Genomic DNA, 21,431 nt, shown 5'->3' on the forward strand with positions numbered 1-21,431 from the left:
AAAAAGAGTGGAATTTAGAAAAATATTTTTCATATCTATTGACTTTTAGGGGTGAAATTTGGTATGATAGTAGGCGGTATTGTTTACCCCATTTGAAAGGCCCCGGAACCTTCCAAATACTTTTCGATGGGAAGGAACACCCATCACCGTAAACAAAAATCGAACTATATATAGGAGAAATCATGAACAAAACAACATTTATGGCTAAACCAGGCCAAGTTGAACGTAAATGGTACGTAGTTGACGCAACTGATGTACCACTTGGACGTCTTTCTGCAGTAGTTGCTAGCGTACTTCGCGGAAAAAACAAACCAACATTTACACCACACACTGATACAGGTGACTTTGTAATTGTTATCAATGCTGAAAAAGTTAAATTGACTGGTAAAAAAGCAACTGATAAAATCTACTACACTCACTCAAACCACCCAGGTGGATTGAAACAAATCTCTGCAGGTGAACTTCGTTCTAAAAATGCAGTACGTTTGATTGAGAAATCAGTTAAAGGTATGCTTCCACACAATACTCTTGGACGCGCTCAAGGTATGAAGTTGAAAGTATTTGTTGGAGCTGAGCACACTCACGCTGCACAACAACCAGAAGTTCTTGATATTTCAGGACTTATCTAAGGAAAGGAACAATAAAGTATGTCACAAGCACAATATGCAGGTACTGGACGTCGTAAAAACGCTGTTGCACGCGTTCGCCTTGTTCCAGGAACTGGTAAAATCACTGTTAACAAAAAAGATGTTGAAGAGTACATCCCACACGCTGACCTTCGTCTTGTCATCAACCAACCGTTCGCAGTTACTTCAACTGTAGGTTCATACGACGTTTTCGTTAACGTTGTAGGTGGTGGATACGCTGGTCAATCAGGAGCTATCCGTCACGGTATCGCTCGTGCCCTTCTTCAAGTAGACCCAGACTTCCGCGATTCATTGAAACGCGCAGGACTTCTTACACGTGACTCACGTAAAGTTGAACGTAAGAAACCAGGTCTTAAGAAAGCTCGTAAAGCATCACAATTCTCAAAACGTTAATCAACACGATTATATCAACGTTTCAAAGCACTTTGCAAAAATTTTGCAAAGTGCTTTTTTGTCGATTTTTGAGCTCAAATAGCTTTGTGATAACCTTCTGATAACCTCTTCTAAATTTTTAAAATCATGATTTATTTTGCTTTATTGAGATAGTCTGCAAATTTGTCAATAGAGTTTTTCTCACCAGTTTTTGTGGTGTGAGTATAGACATCTAATGTCACCTGACTGCTTGCATGACCGAGACGTTTTGATGTATTAGAAGGATCGATTCCAATTTCAGACATAAGTGTTGCATGTGTATGTCTAAACCCATGTGGGCTAATTGGTTTTAATTTATGCTTTTTAATAATTCGATTCAGTACGTTATTAATGTAATCAGCATGCAAAGGTTCAATTTTGTCATTACTTGATATGTAAGAGAACATATATTCATCACTAATATTCAGCTTTGTAAGAGGAAGCTGAGATTGTTCTTTCAGATAGAAATTTCTCCATTGCTTAATAATATCGATTGTCTCATCATCAAGATAGATTGTACGAACTGAAGATTCATTCTTTGTGCTCTTTTCAATCGCTTTACCGTCAATTCTTCCTAGACTTTTATCTATGTTCAATAGATTGCTGTCAAAGTTAATATCAGCCCATTTTAAAGCGTATAACTCCCCTTTTCGTAGTCCACTAAATGCAAGCAGTCTAAATAAAGCAAAATGTTTAAATGGCTCGGTTTCTTTCACTATATCAAGGAAATGATGTAATTCCTCCAGTGACCAAAAATTATCTGATCTAGTTTTTTTGATTTTAGGCATGATAACATTCTTCATTGGATTTCGATCAATGTAGTTCATGTTGATTGCAAAATCAAAAATTTTTGAGGTATAGGATTTTATCTGTTTGATATTTTTGAAAGTCTGAGATTTTTGTGTAATAAAGTTTTGACAGTCTAAAGGACTGATTTGGTCAATAAATTTATCGCCAAATATTGGTAGAATATGTATTCGATAGATATTCTTAGTTTGGGAAGAAGTTGTTTCTTCAACGGTACCAACATAGGCATTAAACCATTCTTGATAAAGTTCTTTATAAGTGACTTTGGGGTTAGGTTTGTCGGTACTTACTGTGGGGGCAACGACACCAGCTTCTAAACGAGCTTCGTACAATTTTGCCTCTTTTTTGGTTTTGAACCCTCTCTTTAAGTGCCTTTTTTTCTTTCCATAAGCATCTAAGCCAATGTAAAAGCTGACATAGTATAGGATTCCTTTTTTTGTTTTGTATTTGTGTATAGACATTTTTTCTCCGTATCTAAGTTTTCGGAGCTTATGTAATTGAGAAATGAGTGTCTATCTATTTTTTCTATCTTCTTGGCGGATAGCGTATTCGTCTGTTTTAATCCAGCTCTGCCAAACTTTAGAATCTTTATTTTGGTGATTCATATAATCTATAAACTCAGACATAAAACGTTTGTTTTTCTCAGCTAGATATTCTGAGAATATATGACGAAATTCATCTGAAAAACTATCATCAAGTGGTAGTGTTAATGCCCTTTCGCCAAATTCGATGCTCTTCTTTAACTTCTCCATATCGCTTTTAAAAGGTGTCACAGAACCAATTTTAGATGTTTTGAAACTATCTGTAACAATTTTAAGATTTGATGGAGCGTGTGGGTTGCTATCAAGTCCCATAATGTAAGCGACGGAAACATTAAAGTATTTTGCCAATTTTTCAGCATTATCTTTTTTAGGTTTGCGGATTCCTTGATTGTATCCAGAAAGTGTAGGATAGGCTATATTTGTAGCTTCGCTAATTTCTGTCAATTTTTTTCCGCTATTTTCTATCAGTTTAGTAATATGATTCGTCATAAGAACCTCCTTTTTATCATTATAACACATTTTATTCTTTTTGAATAAAAAAGCTTGACAAAAATTCAAAAAGGATATATAATTCAAAATGAATAACAAATTAAATGGTTTCGGAGCTTATTTAATTTAGAAATGAGGTGTGAATTTATGTCGGAAACTACTTTAGTTGTCCAGCTTCCTAAAGAATTAGAGAAGCAATTACGTGCTCACTATGATGAGATGATTTCAAATGCTGTAGCAAGAGTATTTGAAGATAAAGAACTTTATAAACCTATGGTTCGTATGTCAGGTTTGTCTAGGTGGTTAGATGTATCTACGACAACAATCCAAAAATGGACGAAAGAAGGAATGCCAACCATGGTGATTGATGGAGTGACTTTATACGATAAAAGAGCAGTAACACGATGGTTGAAGCAATATGAAAGATAGGTACTCGTATGAATGGTGTTCAGTGGATCAAGATAACAACAGATATATTTGATGATGAAAAAATTCAGCTAATAGAATCAATGCCAGAAGGAGATACTCTTATTGTAATATGGTTTAAAATTCTGGTGCTTGCAGGAAAGCAAAATAATAGTGGCATATTAAGTCTAGGGAACAAGGTTTATTACACAGAAGAGATGCTTTCAACAGTGTTTAGGCGAAAGGCTACATCTGTAAAATTAGCTCTCAGCATGTTTGAAGAATTTGGCATGATAGAAATCATAGATGGCGCTATTACCATTCCAAAATGGGAGAAACATCAGAATATAGATGGACTAGAAAAGATTAGAAAACAAACTAGGGAACGTGTTGCTCGTCATAGACAAAAACAAAAAGCACTAATTACAGGCGAGCCACAACTCGTTTTAGACTGTAACGTTACAGTAACGGATGAAAATGATAATGTAACGCAAGAGATTAAGAACAAGAGTAAGAATAAGAAAGAGATTGAGAATATACTGGATAATAGTTCTAGAAAGCCTGAAACTTATATTCCACCCAAATATTATTCTTTGTTAGAATCCATTTCTTATAAGTACAATGATAGATTTTTGTATCCTAACAATTACACTTTAACACATGCTCAGAAGATGAAGATAGGCAAGTATTTGGCTAGTGGGTATGTAACTAGTGATGAAGTCATTAGCATGATTGAACGGATTCCTGAGGATGCGACGTCTCCTTTGGCGTATTTATTTAAGTCTATGGAGAATTTAAAGCAGGAACGTATGCTGGAGTGCAAAGCTATTGCCCATGAAAATGCCCGAAAGAAGTATATGATAAATGAGTAGATATAGGACTGTTCTAAAGAAATGTTACATCACTGAGGAGCAAAATGAAATAGTGAATAACTTGATTGAAATGACAAATCATCTAAGTTTTTCCTCTTATGCCAGAAAAATGTTATTTAAGAGCTCGCCTATTTATCTTCAATTTGATTTTGAATCTTATCATGACTTTATATTTCAAGTTAGAAGAATTATCAATAACTTACGTCAGTTAGAAAGAATAGCAGAACAAAGTGAGGATTTGGATAATGTAAGGATATTTCACTACTGCGTTGAGCTGATGATAGAATATGAAAAGAAGACAAGTAAACAAGTGAAAGAACTTGTAAAACGACTAAATAAGAAAACGAGGTGATAGGACCATGAGAATAAAATCTGTGTTGAAACAGGTGTTTTTGACGGAAGAAGAAAATAAAAAATTAAATGATTGTATGAGGAAGGAAAATATTCGTAATTTTTCTGAGTTTGCTAGACAAAAATTAATACGAACAGATTTGAACATCCAAAAAGTCTCTTTTGAAGGTTTAGTTCCTTTAACAGAAGAGTTGGAACAAGTCGGAAAGAATATCAATTCTATAGCCCGTCTTGCAACTGTAGTTGGGAGAATAAGCTATGAAAACAAAATGGATATGTCTATTTTGATGCAAAAAATAGTTGATGTGATGGAGGAAAAAGATGTTTATTTTCAAAAGTAATATGGATAAGGATTTTGATCAGATATGTGAATACATATTGAAATTAAAGCGAGCAGAATTATTTCTTCATGGAATTAAACAACAAGATAAAACGAAGGCTCGTTTGTATCATGCGATGCTGGAATACTATGATGCTAACCATAAAAAAGAAAGACATATGAGAATTTTAAAATAAGGAAACGCTGTTAAAAATTTTTGAACTGCACCCCAAAAGTTAGACAGAAAAAATCTAACTTTTGGGGTGTTTTTATTATGAAATTAACTTATGATGATAAAGTTCAGATCTATGAACTTAGAAAACAAGGCTATAGCTTGGAGAAGCTTTCAAATAAATTTGGGATAAACAATTCTAATATTAGGTACATGATTAAATTGATTGATCGTTACGGAATAGAGTTCGTCAAAAAAGGGAAAAATCGTTACTATTCTCCTGATTTAAAACAAGAAATGATTCATAAAGTCTTACATGAAGGCTGGACTAAAGATAGAGTTTCTCTTGAATACGGCCTCCCAAGTCGTACGATACTTCTTAATTGGCTAGCACAATACAGGAAAAACGGGTATACTATTGTTGAGAAAACAAGAGGGAGAGTACCTAAAATGGGACGTAAACGGAAGAAAACTTGGAAGGAAATGACAGAACTAGAGCGACTCCAAGAGGAGAATGAACGCTTACGTACCGAGGTTGCTTACTTAAAAAAGTTAAAAGAGCTGGAAGACAGGGACGAAGCCATACAGCAAGAAAGGCAGAGACAATTAGAGAAATGGCTTCAGGAGGATTTCGACTAGATTTACTTCTTGAAGCGGCTCGTTTACCTCGCTCAACTTACTACTATCAGTTGAAGAAACTAGATGGACTTGACAAAGATAAAGAGCTTAAAACCGAAATTCATGCCATTTATAATGACCATAAAGGAAATTATGGCTATCGGAGAGTTACTCTTGAACTAAGAAATCGTGGTTTTGTAGTGAATCATAAGAAAGTTCAACGTCTGATGAAGCTCCTTGGTTTAATAGCTCGAATTCGTCGGAGACGAAAGTATTCTTCCTACCAAGGAGAGATTGGCAAGAAAGCAGAGAATCTCATTCAACGCCAGTTTGAAGCATCGAGACCAATGGAAAAGTGCTACACAGATGTGACAGAATTTGCCATTCCAAATAGCACGCAGAAATTGTATTTATCGCCTGTTTTAGATGGCTTTAACAGCGAAATTATTGCTTTTAATCTTTCTTGTTCTCCTAATTTAGAACAAGTAAAAACGATGTTGGAACAGGCCTTCACAGAGAAACACTACGAGAATACTGTTCTTCATAGTGACCAAGGATGGCAATACCAACACGATTCGTATCATCGGTTCCTAGAGGGTAAGGGAATTAAAGCATCTATGTCGCGTAAGGGCAATAGCCCAGATAATGGTATGATGGAGTCCTTCTTTGGCATTTTAAAATCCGAAATGTTTTATGGTTATGAGAAGTCGTTTCAGTCGCTTAAGCAATTGGAACAAGCCATTGTAGACTATATTGATTACTACAACAATAAACGAATTAAGGTAAAACTAAAAGGACTTAGCCCTGTACAATACAGAACTAAATCCTTTGGATAAATTAATTATCTAACTTTTTGGGGTCAGTACAAAATCTAACTTAATTTGACAATCTAGGTTCTGAATATTTCATAAAGTATTAAATCGATAAATAGTATAGAATTTTTCAATAATTATGCTAAGCGGTATACGTAAAAAGGTGTTTCTTTAGAGGAGAGATTTGGGAGTGGGGACCTAGTTTACATTTTATAAATTTAATGTATTCATAGTGGGTTTGAGTAATGTTAAGTTATACTTAAAAATATATTTAATTAATACTTTGTGACTCTGCTTCGGTATCAATACTAGATACTCTACAGAATTATAGTGGAATGAAGTAAAATATGAATAAACTGATTGGGAAATTCAAATAAATTTCTAGCAATATTTTAGAAGTTGCAGTTTACCACTCTAGATTCAATCCATTAAAATAAAATATGGAAGAAAAGGGTAGAGTAATTTTGAATAATTTGATATAATGAACTGTATTAATTAATGCTTTATTAAGGGGTTTCTGTTATGTTATTTAATCGTAAAGGAATAAATCAAAAGAATTGGAGAATGGTAAAAAAAGGGAAGCATTTTCTTTTTGGCTGTACTCTTTTTTTAGCAACTGGTGCAATAGGATTGCAACAAACACAAGTTGTCAGAGCAGATGAAGTGGCATCTTCAGTTGTTACATCAATGAACTCGGCAGAAGATGGAGAAGATAGGGATAAAGGTAAAACATCTAAAGAGGAAGTAATTAAGCAGGAAGATAATGAGATTAATTTGGGAGTCACTTCTCCATTATCAAAAAAATCTGATGAGCTCGATAAAAAAGAGGATGTAGCTAAAACAGAGGTTAATAAACGATCTTTAATCGAATTAATAGAAAAAATTAAGAATATAGACTTAAGCAAAAAAACTATAGATTCAGTAGAGAAATTGAATCTTTCTTTGTCGCGCGTACAACAACTGATGGAAAGTCCGACAGTAAGTCAAGAAGAGGTAGATAAAGAAGAGAAAGCTCTTAAAGAATCTTTTGAAAAATTAGAGGATAAACCTGAAAAAGAAAAAGCCTCAGAGTCTAGAGAAAAAGCTGAGCCTCAAAAAGAAGAGAAATCAGATTTAAGCAAAGAAAAAATAACAAAAGTAACAGAAACTGTAAATGAAATTCATAGTTTAGCTAATCAAATAAATTATGAGTTCAGCGATACTGAGAAAGAATTAGTTAAAACAGCTGAAAAACTTTCTGAAGATAGTAACAGGGAGGACGAGGTAGAGTCGCTCCTAAAAGAAGTCACACGCCTTCGAAATAAAGTAGCCAACCGAATGACAAGAGCTCATTCTGGTAAACGTGACCCACGAAATGGACAACCGATTGCTGGGAATGGTGAGAGTGGGTTTAGGGCGGTATACTTTTTACCTACGCAAAATCAGCATGGAAGAGGAGAAGCTGGGTTAGTTAAAGAAAATAGAACTGATTTGACGTATTATAATTCTGATGAGATATACTCATTTATGAGAGTTTTAGGTCAAAGAGGTCCAGGAGAACCTTTATATAAGTATCAATATGGAGAAAAGAGAGGAGAGGAAGATGGAACACCATATTATTTAAAAACTGTAGGTGTTATTAGTGGTTTAGATAAGCTTAAAGGTATAACATTGAGAGTTGCTTATAAAAATCCTCGTACTGGAAAGGAAGACTTTCAGGATATTACATCTGGTGCATGGCCTGTTAATAATCCTGAAGTTAAAGCGGTAATCAGAGGGTGGCTTGGGCGTTATGATAAAACGGGAGAAGCTGTTGAACCGGGTGATTATAGAGTAACTATCGCTGCAGGAAGAAAGAACCCAGAAAATAGTATTACTTATACATTTCATGTAAAAGCTCAAAGTGAGCGTAATACGGTTAATGATTTGGCAACACCAACTTATGTAGATGATGTCCGTCACTTAACGGAAGCCGAAAAAACGGATTTAATTAAAAAGTTTGAGGCTGCACACCCGGGAGTAGTTAAAAGACCAGTGCATGTAGACTATGATCATGCTGAAGTTTCTGCTGACGGTGCAACAATGACGATTCACTTTAAAGATGGATTTGCACCTAAAACAATCCAAACAAATGCACAGAATGATGCAATAGCAAAACATCAAAGTATTACGGCATTATACGGTGACCCACACGATTTTTACAAAAATCCTAGAAATCTAGTGAAGTCAAAAACAGGAAATGAACTTCCATCAACTGTTGATGTAACATGGAAAACACCATTTAATTTACAACAATCGGGAACACGAAATGCTGTTGTTACAGTAACTTATCAAAATGGAGCCGTTAAAGATGTATCGACACCATATACAGTGCTAGATTTTGTAGGAAAACAAGACAAACGTATTAATCAACATCAAAGTGGTGAACTTGGTGATGCTAGAAGTTATATCACTTTATCAAATGGAACAGCACCTGCGACCGATCTGACGATTCGTTGGAAAGGTGGATCTACTGTAGATACTTCAAGACCAACGGTTCATCATAAACAAATTGAAATTCTTCGTGGAAATACGACGATGAAAACAGTCGATATTCCTGTTGAGATTGTTGATAATATTAGACCGACAGTAGAAATTCCGTATGATAATCCTGGTAATCAAGAAATTTATCTATATTCACATGAAAACAATAATATTACTTTAAAAGCAAAAGATAATAATGGAAAAGTTTCTAAAGTTTACTTAGCATTTGCAGCAGATAATAGACAGGGATTAGGACAAGAAGATAGTAGCTATTTAGGTGGAGGAAGCCCAGATGGTTTATATCTAACAGCAACTAAGATTAAATCTGAAACTACAGGTTCAGATGCACAACCGGCGACAATTACGGTGAGTGGGAATATTAATAATCAACCATTTACCGGTGAAAAATCAATTACTCGTTATTTATACACCGAAGATCCGGCTGGAAATGCGAACTATGAACATGTAGGTCATGCGAATGATAATGGAGCACCAGGACGTATTCGTTTTGTATGGAAACCACAAACTTTCAAATATACAGCAACTGCAAATTCTCAAACACAAACAGTTAGCTATAAAGATGAACCAAGCGCAGAAGCAAATATCAATAAAACAGGATTACCATCAGGGACAACATATGCTTGGAAAACAAAACCAGATACATCAAGCCCTGGTAACAAATCTGGGGTAGTAGAAGTCACTTATCCAGATACTTCAAAAGATACTGTGAATGTAACTGTAAGTGTTCGTAAGTTAAGCGATGAATATGCTCCTACAGGAAATAAAATCGTTAGAAATCAAAATGTTCCGATTACAAATAATGACTTAAAAGCAGCAGTTGCTATTAGTAATAACGGTAATAGTAAGGTGAAATCCGTTACTGCTGGAACGATTAGTACAGCAAATGCAGGAACTCAAACGATTAAAGCGACTGTTACTTATTTAGATAATACGACAGATCCAGTTGACATACCTTTAGAAGTAAAAGACATAACAGCTCCAACGATCACAACACCAAGTGATAGACAAAATTGGGATTTAATTGCATTGGATAGAACATTACCTTCTATAAAAGTTGCAGCTACTGATAATACAGGAGGAACTGGTGTTAAATCAACAACGGTAACGGGCTTACCAGATTTCTTAGTATATGACAATGCGACTAAGACAATTAAATTTAAAAATGGAGTTCAAGAAGTAACAAAATTACCTGTTGGACAAGATAGTAAAACTTATACTGCAACTATTCAAGTAACAGATAATGCAGACAATCCTAGTCAAAGACAATTTACGATTACCGTCAAATCAATGACAACGAAATATACTGCAACTCCTAATGTGCAAAAACAAACGGTGAGTTATGATGTAAAACCAGATGCAGGAACAAGTGTTAATAAAAATGGATTACCAGCAGGAACAACCTATACATGGGCAACAACTCCAAGTACAACAACAGGACCTGGAGATAAAGCAGGAGTAGTAACTGTAACATATCCTGATGGCTCAAAAGATACAGTGAATGTAACTGTAAATGTTCGTGCACAAAAAGATGAATACACACCAACAGCTATCGCGCAAGAAGTGGACAATGGTCATGTGCCAGATCCAGAAACAAGTGTAAACAAAACAGGCTTACCAGATGGAACAACTGTTACATGGAAGACAACGCCAGATGTAAGTACACCAGGAAGTCATCCAGGAGTAGCGTTAGTGCATTATCCAGATGGAACGGAAGATGAAGTCGAAGTACCAGTAAGGGTCAAAGAACAAAAAGAAACGTTTAACCCAACGGCAAAACAACCGAACCAAAAAGTAAGACATAACGAAGTACCAGATCCAGAGAAAAGTATTAATACAAATGACTTACCAAAAGGAACAAAATATAGCTGGTCAGAACAACCAGATACAAGTAAACCAGGAAGTAAGACAGGAAAAGTATTAATCACTTACCCAGATAAGAGTACGGAAGAAGTGACAGTAACAGTCGAAGTAACGCCACAAAAAGATGAATACACACCAACAGCTATCGCGCAAGAAGTGGACAATGGTCATGTGCCAGATCCAGAAACAAGTGTAAACAAAACAGGCTTACCAGATGGAACAACTGTTACATGGAAGACAACGCCAGATGTAAGTACACCAGGAAGTCATCCAGGAGTAGCGTTAGTGCATTATCCAGATGGAACGGAAGATGAAGTCGAAGTACCAGTAAGGGTCAAAGAACAAAAAGAAACGTTTAACCCAACGGCAAAACAACCGAACCAAAAAGTAAGACATAACGAAGTACCAGATCCAGAGAAAAGTATTAATACAAATGACTTACCAAAAGGAACAAAATATAGCTGGTCAGAACAACCAGATACAAGTAAACCAGGAAGTAAGACAGGAAAAGTATTAATCACTTACCCAGATAAGAGTACGGAAGAAGTGACAGTAACAGTCGAAGTAACGCCACAAAAAGATGAATACACACCAACAGCTATCGCGCAAGAAGTGGACAATGGTCATGTGCCAGATCCAGAAACAAGTGTAAACAAAACAGGCTTACCAGATGGAACAACTGTTACATGGAAGACAACGCCAGATGTAAGTACACCAGGAAGTCATCCAGGAGTAGCGTTAGTGCATTATCCAGATGGAACGGAAGATGAAGTCGAAGTACCAGTAAGGGTCAAAGAACAAAAAGAAACGTTTAACCCAACGGCAAAACAACCGAACCAAAAAGTAAGACATAACGAAGTACCAGATCCAGAGAAAAGTATTAATACAAATGACTTACCAAAAGGAACAAAATATAGCTGGTCAGAACAACCAGATACAAGTAAACCAGGAAGTAAGACAGGAAAAGTATTAATCACTTACCCAGATAAGAGTACGGAAGAAGTGACAGTAACAGTCGAAGTAACGCCACAAAAAGATGAATACACACCAACAGCTATCGCGCAAGAAGTGGACAATGGTCATGTGCCAGATCCAGAAACAAGTGTAAACAAAACAGGCTTACCAGATGGAACAACTGTTACATGGAAGACAACGCCAGATGTAAGTACACCAGGAAGTCATCCAGGAGTAGCGTTAGTGCATTATCCAGATGGAACGGAAGATGAAGTCGAAGTACCAGTAAGGGTCAAAGAACAAAAAGAAACGTTTAACCCAACGGCAAAACAACCGAACCAAAAAGTAAGACATAACGAAGTACCAGATCCAGAGAAAAGTATTAATACAAATGACTTACCAAAAGGAACAAAATATAGCTGGTCAGAACAACCAGATACAAGTAAACCAGGAAGTAAGACAGGAAAAGTATTAATCACTTACCCAGATAAGAGTACGGAAGAAGTGACAGTAACAGTCGAAGTAACGCCACAAAAAGATGAATACACACCAACAGCTATCGCGCAAGAAGTGGACAATGGTCATGTGCCAGATCCAGAAACAAGTGTAAACAAAACAGGCTTACCAGATGGAACAACTGTTACATGGAAGACAACGCCAGATGTAAGTACACCAGGAAGTCATCCAGGAGTAGCGTTAGTGCATTATCCAGATGGAACGGAAGATGAAGTCGAAGTACCAGTAAGGGTCAAAGAACAAAAAGAAACGTTTAACCCAACGGCAAAACAACCGAACCAAAAAGTAAGACATAACGAAGTACCAGATCCAGAGAAAAGTATTAATACAAATGACTTACCAAAAGGAACAAAATATAGCTGGTCAGAACAACCAGATACAAGTAAACCAGGAAGTAAGACAGGAAAAGTATTAATCACTTACCCAGATAAGAGTACGGAAGAAGTGACAGTAACAGTCGAAGTAACGCCACAAAAAGATGAATACACACCAACAGCTATCGCGCAAGAAGTGGACAATGGTCATGTGCCAGATCCAGAAACAAGTGTAAACAAAACAGGCTTACCAGATGGAACAACTGTTACATGGAAGACAACGCCAGATGTAAGTACACCAGGAAGTCATCCAGGAGTAGCGTTAGTGCATTATCCAGATGGAACGGAAGATGAAGTCGAAGTACCAGTAAGGGTCAAAGAACAAAAAGAAACGTTTAACCCAACGGCAAAACAACCGAACCAAAAAGTAAGACATAACGAAGTACCAGATCCAGAGAAAAGTATTAATACAAATGACTTACCAAAAGGAACAAAATATAGCTGGTCAGAACAACCAGATACAAGTAAACCAGGAAGTAAGACAGGAAAAGTATTAATCACTTACCCAGATAAGAGTACGGAAGAAGTGACAGTAACAGTCGAAGTAACGCCACAAAAAGATGAATACACACCAACAGCTATCGCGCAAGAAGTGGACAATGGTCATGTGCCAGATCCAGAAACAAGTGTAAACAAAACAGGCTTACCAGATGGAACAACTGTTACATGGAAGACAACGCCAGATGTAAGTACACCAGGAAGTCATCCAGGAGTAGCGTTAGTGCATTATCCAGATGGAACGGAAGATGAAGTCGAAGTACCAGTAAGGGTCAAAGAACAAAAAGAAACGTTTAACCCAACGGCAAAACAACCGAACCAAAAAGTAAGACATAACGAAGTACCAGATCCAGAGAAAAGTATTAATACAAATGACTTACCAAAAGGAACAAAATATAGCTGGTCAGAACAACCAGATACAAGTAAACCAGGAAGTAAGACAGGAAAAGTATTAATCACTTACCCAGATAAGAGTACGGAAGAAGTGACAGTAACAGTCGAAGTAACGCCACAAAAAGATGAATACGATCCACAACCAAAAGCACAAACAGTGGATAACGGAACAGTGCCAGAAGCAAGAAATAGCATCGGCAATATCGATAAGTTACCACCAAACACAAGATTCGAATGGAAAAATGGAGCACCATCAACAACAGAAAAAGGCGATCATCCAGGAACAGTACTCGTAACTTACCCAGATGGCACCAGCGAAGAAGTTGAAGTGAAAGTCAATGTCCGTCAAATAAATGCTAACGGCACACCAGAAATACAACCAGAAGCACCAGACTTCACAGGAGGCGTAAACACACCGGATGCACCGACAAACGAAATTCCAGACTATACGGACCCAATTGGTTCAACTGGAGTAGATGAAAATGGAAATCTCATCGTACCACCAATAGTAGAAGCACCAGACTTCACAGGAGGTGTAAACGCACCGGATGCACCAATAAGTGAAGTGCCAGAATACACAGACCCAATTGGATCGACTGGTGTAGATGAAAATGGAAACCTCATCATACCACCAAGTGTAGATATTCCTGAGTTTATGGGTGGAACAAGTACACCGGATGCACCAACTCATGAGTTCTCAGAGTTTAATGGAAACATTGCTATAAATGGTGAACTTCCAGAACCAGCTCAATTACCAAAAGTTAAACTGATTATTACTAAATGGCTTGATGAAAACGGTAATGAGTTGAAACCAGCAGATGCGAAAACTCCTAAAGTATTAGGTGAGGAAAATGAAGCATTTGAACATGGTGAAATCGAAGGTTATGAATTTGTAAGAACTGAAGTAGATGAAAATGGAGAAGTAGTTACACATATCTTTAGAAAAGTTACCTCTTCAGGAGTAACTCAAACAAATGATAATGTGAAACCTGAACAGACTCCAGATGCTCTTCATGTTCCTACAAATGAAACACATGCTCAACCAGAAAAAGATGAAGTGAAACAGAAAGAAACTCAAACAACCTTGCCGAAAACTGGTACGGCAAATAGTTTAGGACTCTTATCTGTAGCAACAAGTTCAATTCTTTTTGGATTAGGCTTCTTCATTTTAAGTAAAAAAGAAGACGAAGAATGATCTTTGACGGAGTTAATGAATACAAGAATGTAAAATATATTCGGTGAATAGAAATATCCCCTAACGGTCAGTAATTGTTAGGGGATGTTGTATTATTAATTTTATTGTATTTCTTTCTCAACTACATAAGCTCCGAAAACTAAAAAGTAATAACCTCTTGATTTTTAAAAGGATTATATATGTAAAAATTGAGGATTTATCTCTTAAAAGAACTTGATTTTAGTGATAATTTACCATAAATATCATAATGTAGAAAAACCAGATCTTAAGAAAGCTAGTAAAGCTAGCCAGTTCTCAAAACGTTAAGAACCAGCTACAATACAGCATTTACAACACTTCATGGTTCACACCATGGGGTGTTTTTTTGATGATTTTTAGTAAAGTTCACACCATTACTTTTTAAGATTGCGATAAGCAATCTCTCCAACAGCCATTGGAATGACATTTGAAGTGTTGACATAAGTCTTAGTTACTTCTTTATCACTGTGAGTTAAAGCTTCTGAAATAGCTTCGAGTGAGAGTCCTGCTTGTTTTGCAAGTGTCGCTCCTGTATGTTGCAGTTTATGAGGTACAACATGTGCTAGTTCTTTATATCGCTTTCTGATATTTTTCATTTTATTGTTTAGATAGTCAGCATGTAAAGCCTTGTTGATGTTTCCTTTTGTGTCGATATATGTAAAAACAAATTATTCTGGATTACTGATGATGCCAAACTTTGCTAGTTCATATTTTTGTTGCTCTTTTTAAGAAGTTGCCTTATCAACAATTTTAAAGAAATTTTTGGAGCTATGTTGGACTGAAAGATATTGTGCTGATGATAATCTAAAAAATTATCATTTAACTTATCTTTGGAAAAACTGTAGAATTTCAAAAATTACTATAGACCTTGAATTTTACTTATCATTTCAATGATTTAGATTGCTTACACTTTATTTTGATATGTTTTACGGTAATCTCCAGGAGAAAGTCCAGTCCTTTGTTTAAAAATTTTAGTAAAGTAAGAATAATTATCATACCCTACTTGACAAGATACTTGTGATATCGAGATATTGGTTTGAGATAGGAGAGATTTAGCAGCATTAATGCGCTTATCCGTTATATATTTAACAAGAGTTTCTCCAGTTTCTTTTTTAAAAATTCTAGCTAAATGATCTGCACTGAGGTAAACCATATCTGCTAATATAGAACGATTTATATCCTCATAGTAGTGATGATCTATGTATTCGACAATGCGTTGAATACTATTTTTCTGGTTTTCAATGTTTGTTGCAAATTTCTTAGCATGTGACCAGTAATAATCAAAGTAATCCTGAAAAGATTCAATTGAATGAAAGCGTCGTTGGAATAAGAAATCATGAGTGCTGTTTTGGAACAATTTATGTGCCGAAATTCCTTTTTGATCTAGATATATTCCTATTTGTTGAGTCCAATCTAGTAAAATTTGTTGTAGCGTGAAAGTAGGGATTTGAGAATTATAGACGAGTGAATTAATTTTTTCTCTTAATTCATATTCGCTTAAGCTATCTAAAAACGCAATTGAAAGAGTTTCTGTTTTGAAAGAAGTTGGAAAACTATGTGGAACACATGTAATAGTATCCCAATAAGAAACATATTGTTCATTATAAGTGTAGAGTTCTTTAGTATGAAATAAAACATCGGATATTTTATGGCAACTCTTATATATAATGTTGGAGCATTTACTAAAGTTATTAGAAATTTGAGAATGAATCTCACATGCTAATTTGTCACTACGTTTTGATGAGTCTACTCTAAAAAGACAAACATATTGATCAACCTGGCTTTCCATCTTAAACAAACTTATCAGTTTATAAGAAGGTTGTGAAATTCTTTGAAGTTCTCTTTTTAGTTGAGAAGTCCATGATGGAGTTTCTATAGAATAATCTTCTTCATTAAGATTAATTGTTAAAACTGCAAGGAAAAAATACTGGTGTTTTTTAAGAATAAAATCTTGTTTGCTCGCTATGTTTTCTAGTTCATCAATGCGAGAAATTTGAGGTTTTCTAAGGTAATCATACCAGAAATTATCTTCTATTTGTAAAAGCGAATCATTTTTTCCATTTAAGTTATGATTCTCAATTTTACTAATGGCTTTTTGAATAATAAATTCTAATTTTTCAAAGTTAATGGGTTTTAGATAGTATTCGAAGCTTTGCAATTCAATTGCTTTTTGAGCATAGTTGAAGTCGGCGTAATTAGTTAAAAAAATTGTTTTTATATCATATTTTTCATTTCTAATCCAAGATAAGAGTTCGAGGCCGCTGCCTTGAGGCATTTCTATATCGCTTATCATGAGATCAATAGGATGCTCTCTAATAATATTTTGAGCTTGAGAGAGGCTATAGGCAACATAAACAATGTCAATGTGTAGTTTATCCCAATTTATTTTCTCTCGTAAAGCTTCAATGATAAAACGATCGTCATCAACTAATAAGATGTTCATTATAACCTCCGTCTATAATCTTGTATGGAATGAGTAAAAGAATTTTAGCCCCACCTTCTTCATTATTTTTAAATGTAATAGTATAGTCGTTGGGATAGAGAAGATTTAAACGTTCGATGGTGTTTGTGATCCCGATATGATGTCCATCTTCTGTTATTAGAGACTGTTTCTGATTTAGTTTTGATAAAATTTCTTCAGAGAAACCTGGACCATTATCCTCGATACAAATCTGAATATAATCTGAGTTCTCAGTTTTTACTTTTTTTATCGATAGCAAAATTGTAAATAAATCCTGAAATGAAAAACCGTGTTTGATTGTGTTTTCAATAAATGTTTGTAACAGTAACGATGGAACAAGAGTATTTTGTAGGTCATCATTGTAGTCTAGTGAAAAGTAGATGCTATTTCCATATCGAATTCGTTGTATTTCTAAATAATCTCTAATATGCTGAACTTCATCTTTAAGTTCTGAAAAATCTTGATTAGCCATAAATAAATGACGGAGATAATTTGAAGTTAGGATAGTTAACTCTTCAATTTCCTTATAGTTTTTTGTTTGAAGCATACTATGAATCATTGATAACATATTTAAGTAGAAATGCGGACGAATTTGGTTCTTAAGATAATTAAGTTCTATCTTCTTAAGTTCTAGTTGTGAATGGTATTCCCGTATTTTTAATTCTTGCATGTCAAATATTACTTTATTAAGTTTATCATTTGCCTTATCAATTTCTAGTATACCTTCAGATATAAAAAATTCAGAAGGGGGGATGGAGCCCCCAAATTGAGAGAGCCGTTCAGTGAGTCTTGTTATAGGTTTAATCATCCACTGACGAATATACAGGATAATGATGATTGATAAAATTGTGATAATGATAGGAACGGCTGATAAAAATACTTCTAAGAGTGTGATATTTCTAAAGACTTCGGCATAATCGACTAAAACATAAATATCGAAGGGTAAATGCGTTTTTTCATTTTGGGCATGAATTAGGTAATTAGCGGACGGTATATTGTTAGGCTCTTTTAGGGAGAGTTTGCCATTATTACCAATATTAAGTTTATTGAGAGGTTTTAGGATATCTTCTGAAGATATGACGGCATAAATGATTTTTCCTTCGTAATGAACAGATTTAACTAAGTATTCGCTGTTTTTAGTAGTTACATTTTTCCATTTACGGTCACTTATATCACTACGCAATGATTTTAGATTTGATTTTAACAGTAGATAATCTTCATATGGAATATAAAGATTGGAGACATTTATAAAATGATCAGTACTATCGGTTTCTAATAAGAATGTCATATGAGTTTCATTTTGATATTCAAACTCTGTAAAGCTAGTTTGAACTTTTTTAAGATTTTCTTGATACTCAAGAAACGTTTGTACATGATTTAATTTCTCTAAAGATTCATTATGCGTTATTGTTGAGTACATAAAGCGTTCTACAGAATGCAATTTCTCATTAACAGAATCAGCATAAATTTCAATTGAACTACGTAGGTGTACTATATTTTGGTTTTTAATAAAATTTCTGGTTATGTTACTCATAGCAATATTGATTAAAATATTTATCAATAGTAGTACAAGTAGGAGTTTAAAGAAAAAATGAATAGAATGTTTTTTTGATAACTCGCGATTTAATTTCATATACTAGCCTCGTATTTAAATTATATCACTTTGAAAATACGATATCATGTACAAAACAGATATGTTTTATCGAGATGTCGGAAAAGTAATAGTTCTTAGAAATGATAAACTGAAAAATTGATAAACCTAGTCCAAAAAGTTATATTAAGGGAATTCTATACGGTGTAAAATAATCGTAGAAAATCAGATAGGAGGAAAAAAATGAAAGTAGTATCTCAACTTCATAAAATAAAATTAAAGCATAGTATTCCGTTTGTACTGACCCCAAAAAGTTAGACAATTAATTTATCCGAAGGATTTAGTTCTGTATTGCACAGGACTGAGTCCTTTTAGTTTTACCTTAATTCGTTTATTGTTGTAGTAATCAATATAGTCTACAATGGCTTGTTCCAATTGGTTGAGCGACTCAAATGACTTCTCATAACCATAAAACATCTCCGATTTCATAATGCCAAAGAAAGATTCCATCATGCCGTTGTCTGGGCTGTTACCTTTACGTGACATGGATGCTTGAATTCCCTTACCCTCTAGAAACTGATGATAAGAATCGTGTTGATATTGCCAGCCTTGGTCACTATGGAGAATCGTATTCTCGTAGCGCTTCTCTGTGAATGCTTGTTCCAACATTGTTTTTACTTGTTCTAAGTTGGGTGAAGTTGAAAGATTATAGGCGATAATTTCGCTATTAAAGCCATCTAAAACTGGTGATAAGTAAAGCTTTTGAGCGCTTGCTGGAATGGCAAATTCTGTCACGTCCGTATAACACTTTTCCATTGGTTTAGCTGCTTCAAATTGGCGTTGAATAAGGTTGTCTGCTTTCTTGCCAACATCTCCTTTATGAGAAGAATACTTGCGTTTCTTGCGGATTCTAGCTTGTAAATTGAGCACTTTCATAAAGCGTTGAACTCTTTTATGATTGACCACATAACCACGATTTCTTAATTCTAAATGGATTCGACGATATCCGTAATTTCCTTTTTGTTCGGTAAAAATAGCTTGAATTTCAGCTTTAAGCTTTTGATCCTTATCTGGTTTGTCTAGCTGTTTCAAATGATAGTAGTAGGTCGAACGAGCGAGTTTAATGGTTTTTAGAAGAATATCTAACGAAAAATCAGTGATTAATTCTTGAACAATTTCTGTCTTTCTTCTTTCTCTTTTTCCTCCTTCAAGCGGAGTTCTCTCAACTTTTTTAGGACAGCATTCTCCGCTCTCAGATACTCGTTTTCTGCTTGAAGTCGTTCTAACTCTGTCATCTCTTCGGGTTTCTTCTTTGGTTTACGTCCCATTTTAGATGGTCTCCCTTTTGTTTTCTCAACAATAGTATACCCGTTTTTCTTGTATTGTGCCATCCAATTTGGAAGCATACCACGATTTGGGAGAGCATATTCGAGAGAAACTCTATCTTGAGACCAGTTTTCATGTAGGACTTTATCAATCATTTCTTGTTTTAATTCAGGAGAATAGTAACGATTTTTTTCTTTTTTGACGAACTCTATTCCATAACGATCAATCAATTTAATCATGTACCTAATATTAGAATTGTTTATCCCAAATTTATTTGAAAGCTTCTCTAAGCTATATCCTTGTTTTCTAAGTTCATAGATCTGAACTTTATCATCATAAGTTAATTTCATAATAAAAGCCCCCCAAAAGTTAGATTTTTTCTGTCTAACTTTTGGGGGGCAGTTCAGTTATATATATTGCTTTTTCCTTCAATATTGCTATTAATTTTGTTTTCCTATATTCCCATGTTGGGACTAATTATTGCATTTAAAGACTATTCACCAGCCAATGGGATATTTGCTAGTCAGTGGGTAGGATTTAAGTACTTTACTCAGTTTTTCTCATCATTCCAATTCGGGACAACTATGTTCAATACATTAAAAATTTCACTTTATAGTATTGTAGTAGGATTCCCCTTGCCTATTATACTAGCTATAATTAGTAATCAGTTAAGAGTTGGGAAATTTAGAAAAATATTTCAAGTGACAACTTACTTACCCCATTTTATCTCTACAATGGTTATGTGTGGGATGATTATATTATTTTTATCTCCTACTAGTGGTTTGTTAGCGAATGTATTTAAGTCTGTTGGAATTACTATTCCAGATTTTTTATCAAAACCTAGTAATTTTGCAGGTGTTTATGTTTGGAGTGATGTATGGCAACATATTGGTTGGGATAGTATTATTTATCTAGCAGCGCTTTCTGCAATTGATCCTACATATTATGAGGCTGCAACTATGGATGGTGCCTCTAGATTACAAAAAATTAGGCATATAGAATTACCATTACTTTTGCCAACTGCTATGATTTTACTAATATTAAGAGCAGGTAGTTTATTAAGTGTAGGTTTTGAGAAAGTGTTACTACTACAGAATCCACTTAATTTAGCAGGAAGTGAGATAATTTCGACCTATGTTTATAAAGTTGGTATGGTGAACTTTCAGTATAGTTATTCGACAGCTATAGGGTTATTTAACACCGTAGTCAATCTAATAATTTTGTTATCTGTTAACTGGTTCTCGAAAAGATATACTAGAACGGGTCTTTTTTAAAGG

The 21,431-nt window shown here is 34.9% G+C and carries 14 protein-coding genes and 1 pseudogene; 9 read left to right on the forward strand and 6 right to left on the reverse strand.

Features of this window, described 5'->3' with window-relative positions:
* Positions 1 to 182 precede the first annotated feature (182 nt).
* Both rplM and rpsI read left to right on the forward strand, forming a co-directional pair.
* The gene (rplM, locus tag RN80_RS03425; protein ID WP_001044624.1) at positions 183 to 629 is read left to right on the forward strand and encodes a 50S ribosomal protein L13; all 447 of its coding nucleotides are present in this window, start codon (positions 183 to 185) and stop codon (positions 627 to 629) included.
* A gap of 18 nt (positions 630 to 647) precedes the next feature.
* A complete protein-coding gene (rpsI, locus tag RN80_RS03430; RefSeq protein ID WP_000075973.1) occupies positions 648 to 1,040 on the forward strand; it encodes a 30S ribosomal protein S9 in 393 nt (130 codons plus the stop codon).
* A gap of 131 nt (positions 1,041 to 1,171) precedes the next feature.
* Here the strand turns inward: rpsI and RN80_RS03435 are convergent, their stop codons facing one another.
* Both RN80_RS03435 and RN80_RS03440 read right to left on the reverse strand, forming a co-directional pair.
* Positions 1,172 to 2,326, reverse strand: a complete 1,155-nt coding sequence (locus RN80_RS03435) for a site-specific integrase (RefSeq protein WP_000022152.1) — start codon at positions 2,324 to 2,326, stop codon at positions 1,172 to 1,174.
* 51 nt (positions 2,327 to 2,377) lie between these two features.
* Positions 2,378 to 2,896, reverse strand: a complete 519-nt coding sequence (locus RN80_RS03440; protein WP_000181350.1) for a helix-turn-helix domain-containing protein — start codon at positions 2,894 to 2,896, stop codon at positions 2,378 to 2,380.
* Positions 2,897 to 3,043: 147 nt separating this feature from the next.
* Here RN80_RS03440 and RN80_RS03445 point away from each other — a divergent pair, with 147 nt between their 5' ends.
* From RN80_RS03445 to RN80_RS09910, 6 genes are all read left to right on the forward strand, one after another.
* Positions 3,044 to 3,325, forward strand: coding sequence for a hypothetical protein (locus tag RN80_RS03445; protein WP_000005472.1), 282 nt, complete (start codon positions 3,044 to 3,046; stop codon positions 3,323 to 3,325).
* A gap of 8 nt (positions 3,326 to 3,333) precedes the next feature.
* Positions 3,334 to 4,173 carry a phage replisome organizer N-terminal domain-containing protein gene (locus RN80_RS03450; RefSeq protein ID WP_060627515.1) on the forward strand — a complete coding sequence of 280 codons (840 nt, stop codon included), beginning with the start codon at positions 3,334 to 3,336 and terminating at the stop codon, positions 4,171 to 4,173.
* A gap of 359 nt (positions 4,174 to 4,532) precedes the next feature.
* Positions 4,533 to 4,865, forward strand: coding sequence for a hypothetical protein (locus tag RN80_RS03460; RefSeq protein ID WP_001220782.1), 333 nt, complete (start codon positions 4,533 to 4,535; stop codon positions 4,863 to 4,865).
* Complete coding sequence (locus RN80_RS03465; RefSeq protein ID WP_000469564.1) at positions 4,846 to 5,040, forward strand: hypothetical protein; 195 nt, start codon at positions 4,846 to 4,848, stop codon at positions 5,038 to 5,040. Before RN80_RS03460 ends, RN80_RS03465 begins: the two co-directional genes overlap by 20 nt.
* A 77-nt stretch (positions 5,041 to 5,117) precedes the next feature.
* Positions 5,118 to 6,469 (forward strand): IS3 family transposase gene (locus RN80_RS09590; RefSeq protein WP_155455683.1). Its coding sequence is split into 2 segments (ribosomal slippage): positions 5,118 to 5,559 and positions 5,559 to 6,469, totalling 1,353 coding nucleotides; the frame shifts between segments, so codons are not numbered across the junction.
* A gap of 498 nt (positions 6,470 to 6,967) precedes the next feature.
* Entirely contained in the window at positions 6,968 to 14,758 is a 7,791-nt protein-coding gene (locus tag RN80_RS09910; protein WP_155455665.1) for an SIALI-17 repeat-containing surface protein, read from the forward strand.
* 392 nt (positions 14,759 to 15,150) lie between these two features.
* On the opposite strand, the pseudogene RN80_RS03485 reads toward RN80_RS09910, so the two are convergent.
* From RN80_RS03485 to RN80_RS09645, 4 genes and pseudogenes are all read right to left on the reverse strand, one after another.
* Positions 15,151 to 15,501: pseudogene (locus tag RN80_RS03485) on the reverse strand (tyrosine-type recombinase/integrase); the annotation flags it as partial.
* A 179-nt stretch (positions 15,502 to 15,680) separates the two neighbouring features.
* Complete coding sequence (locus RN80_RS03490; protein ID WP_060627521.1) at positions 15,681 to 17,219, reverse strand: response regulator transcription factor; 1,539 nt, start codon at positions 17,217 to 17,219, stop codon at positions 15,681 to 15,683.
* Positions 17,200 to 18,870 (reverse strand): sensor histidine kinase, encoded by a 1,671-nt coding sequence (locus tag RN80_RS03495; RefSeq protein ID WP_060627523.1) that lies wholly within the window; start codon positions 18,868 to 18,870, stop codon positions 17,200 to 17,202. The genes RN80_RS03490 and RN80_RS03495 overlap by 20 nt, the downstream gene beginning before the upstream one ends.
* A 285-nt stretch (positions 18,871 to 19,155) precedes the next feature.
* Positions 19,156 to 20,504, reverse strand: a protein-coding gene (locus tag RN80_RS09645) for an IS3 family transposase (RefSeq protein ID WP_155455657.1) whose coding sequence is annotated in 2 segments (ribosomal slippage) — positions 19,156 to 20,063 and positions 20,063 to 20,504 — 1,350 coding nt in all. Because the reading frame shifts where the segments join, the coding sequence is not laid out codon by codon here.
* 30 nt (positions 20,505 to 20,534) lie between these two features.
* Between RN80_RS09645 and RN80_RS03510 the strand changes: the two genes are divergently transcribed.
* A complete protein-coding gene (locus RN80_RS03510) occupies positions 20,535 to 21,428 on the forward strand; it encodes an ABC transporter permease (protein ID WP_060627525.1) in 894 nt (297 codons plus the stop codon).
* The last annotated feature ends 3 nt before the right edge of the window (positions 21,429 to 21,431 follow it).

Source organism: Streptococcus mitis (assembly GCF_001281025.1).
In the GTDB taxonomy this organism is placed as follows: Bacteria; Bacillota; Bacilli; order Lactobacillales; family Streptococcaceae; genus Streptococcus; species Streptococcus mitis_AK.

Bases quoted from the DNA above. Each gene is read 5' to 3' on its own strand.
- RN80_RS03465 (WP_000469564.1), top strand. From the start codon at position 4,846: ATGTTTATTTTCAAAAGTAATATGGATAAGGATTTTGATCAGATATGT.
- RN80_RS09910 (WP_155455665.1), top strand. From the start codon at position 6,968: ATGTTATTTAATCGTAAAGGAATAAATCAAAAGAATTGGAGAATGGTA.
- rplM (WP_001044624.1), top strand. From the start codon at position 183: ATGAACAAAACAACATTTATGGCTAAACCAGGCCAAGTTGAACGTAAA.
- RN80_RS03495 (WP_060627523.1), bottom strand. From the start codon at position 18,870: ATGAAATTAAATCGCGAGTTATCAAAAAAACATTCTATTCATTTTTTC.
- RN80_RS03450 (WP_060627515.1), top strand. From the start codon at position 3,334: ATGAATGGTGTTCAGTGGATCAAGATAACAACAGATATATTTGATGAT.
- RN80_RS03460 (WP_001220782.1), top strand. From the start codon at position 4,533: ATGAGAATAAAATCTGTGTTGAAACAGGTGTTTTTGACGGAAGAAGAA.
- RN80_RS03435 (WP_000022152.1), bottom strand. From the start codon at position 2,326: ATGTCTATACACAAATACAAAACAAAAAAAGGAATCCTATACTATGTC.
- RN80_RS03445 (WP_000005472.1), top strand. From the start codon at position 3,044: ATGTCGGAAACTACTTTAGTTGTCCAGCTTCCTAAAGAATTAGAGAAG.
- rpsI (WP_000075973.1), top strand. From the start codon at position 648: ATGTCACAAGCACAATATGCAGGTACTGGACGTCGTAAAAACGCTGTT.
- RN80_RS03490 (WP_060627521.1), bottom strand. From the start codon at position 17,219: ATGAACATCTTATTAGTTGATGACGATCGTTTTATCATTGAAGCTTTA.
- RN80_RS03440 (WP_000181350.1), bottom strand. From the start codon at position 2,896: ATGACGAATCATATTACTAAACTGATAGAAAATAGCGGAAAAAAATTG.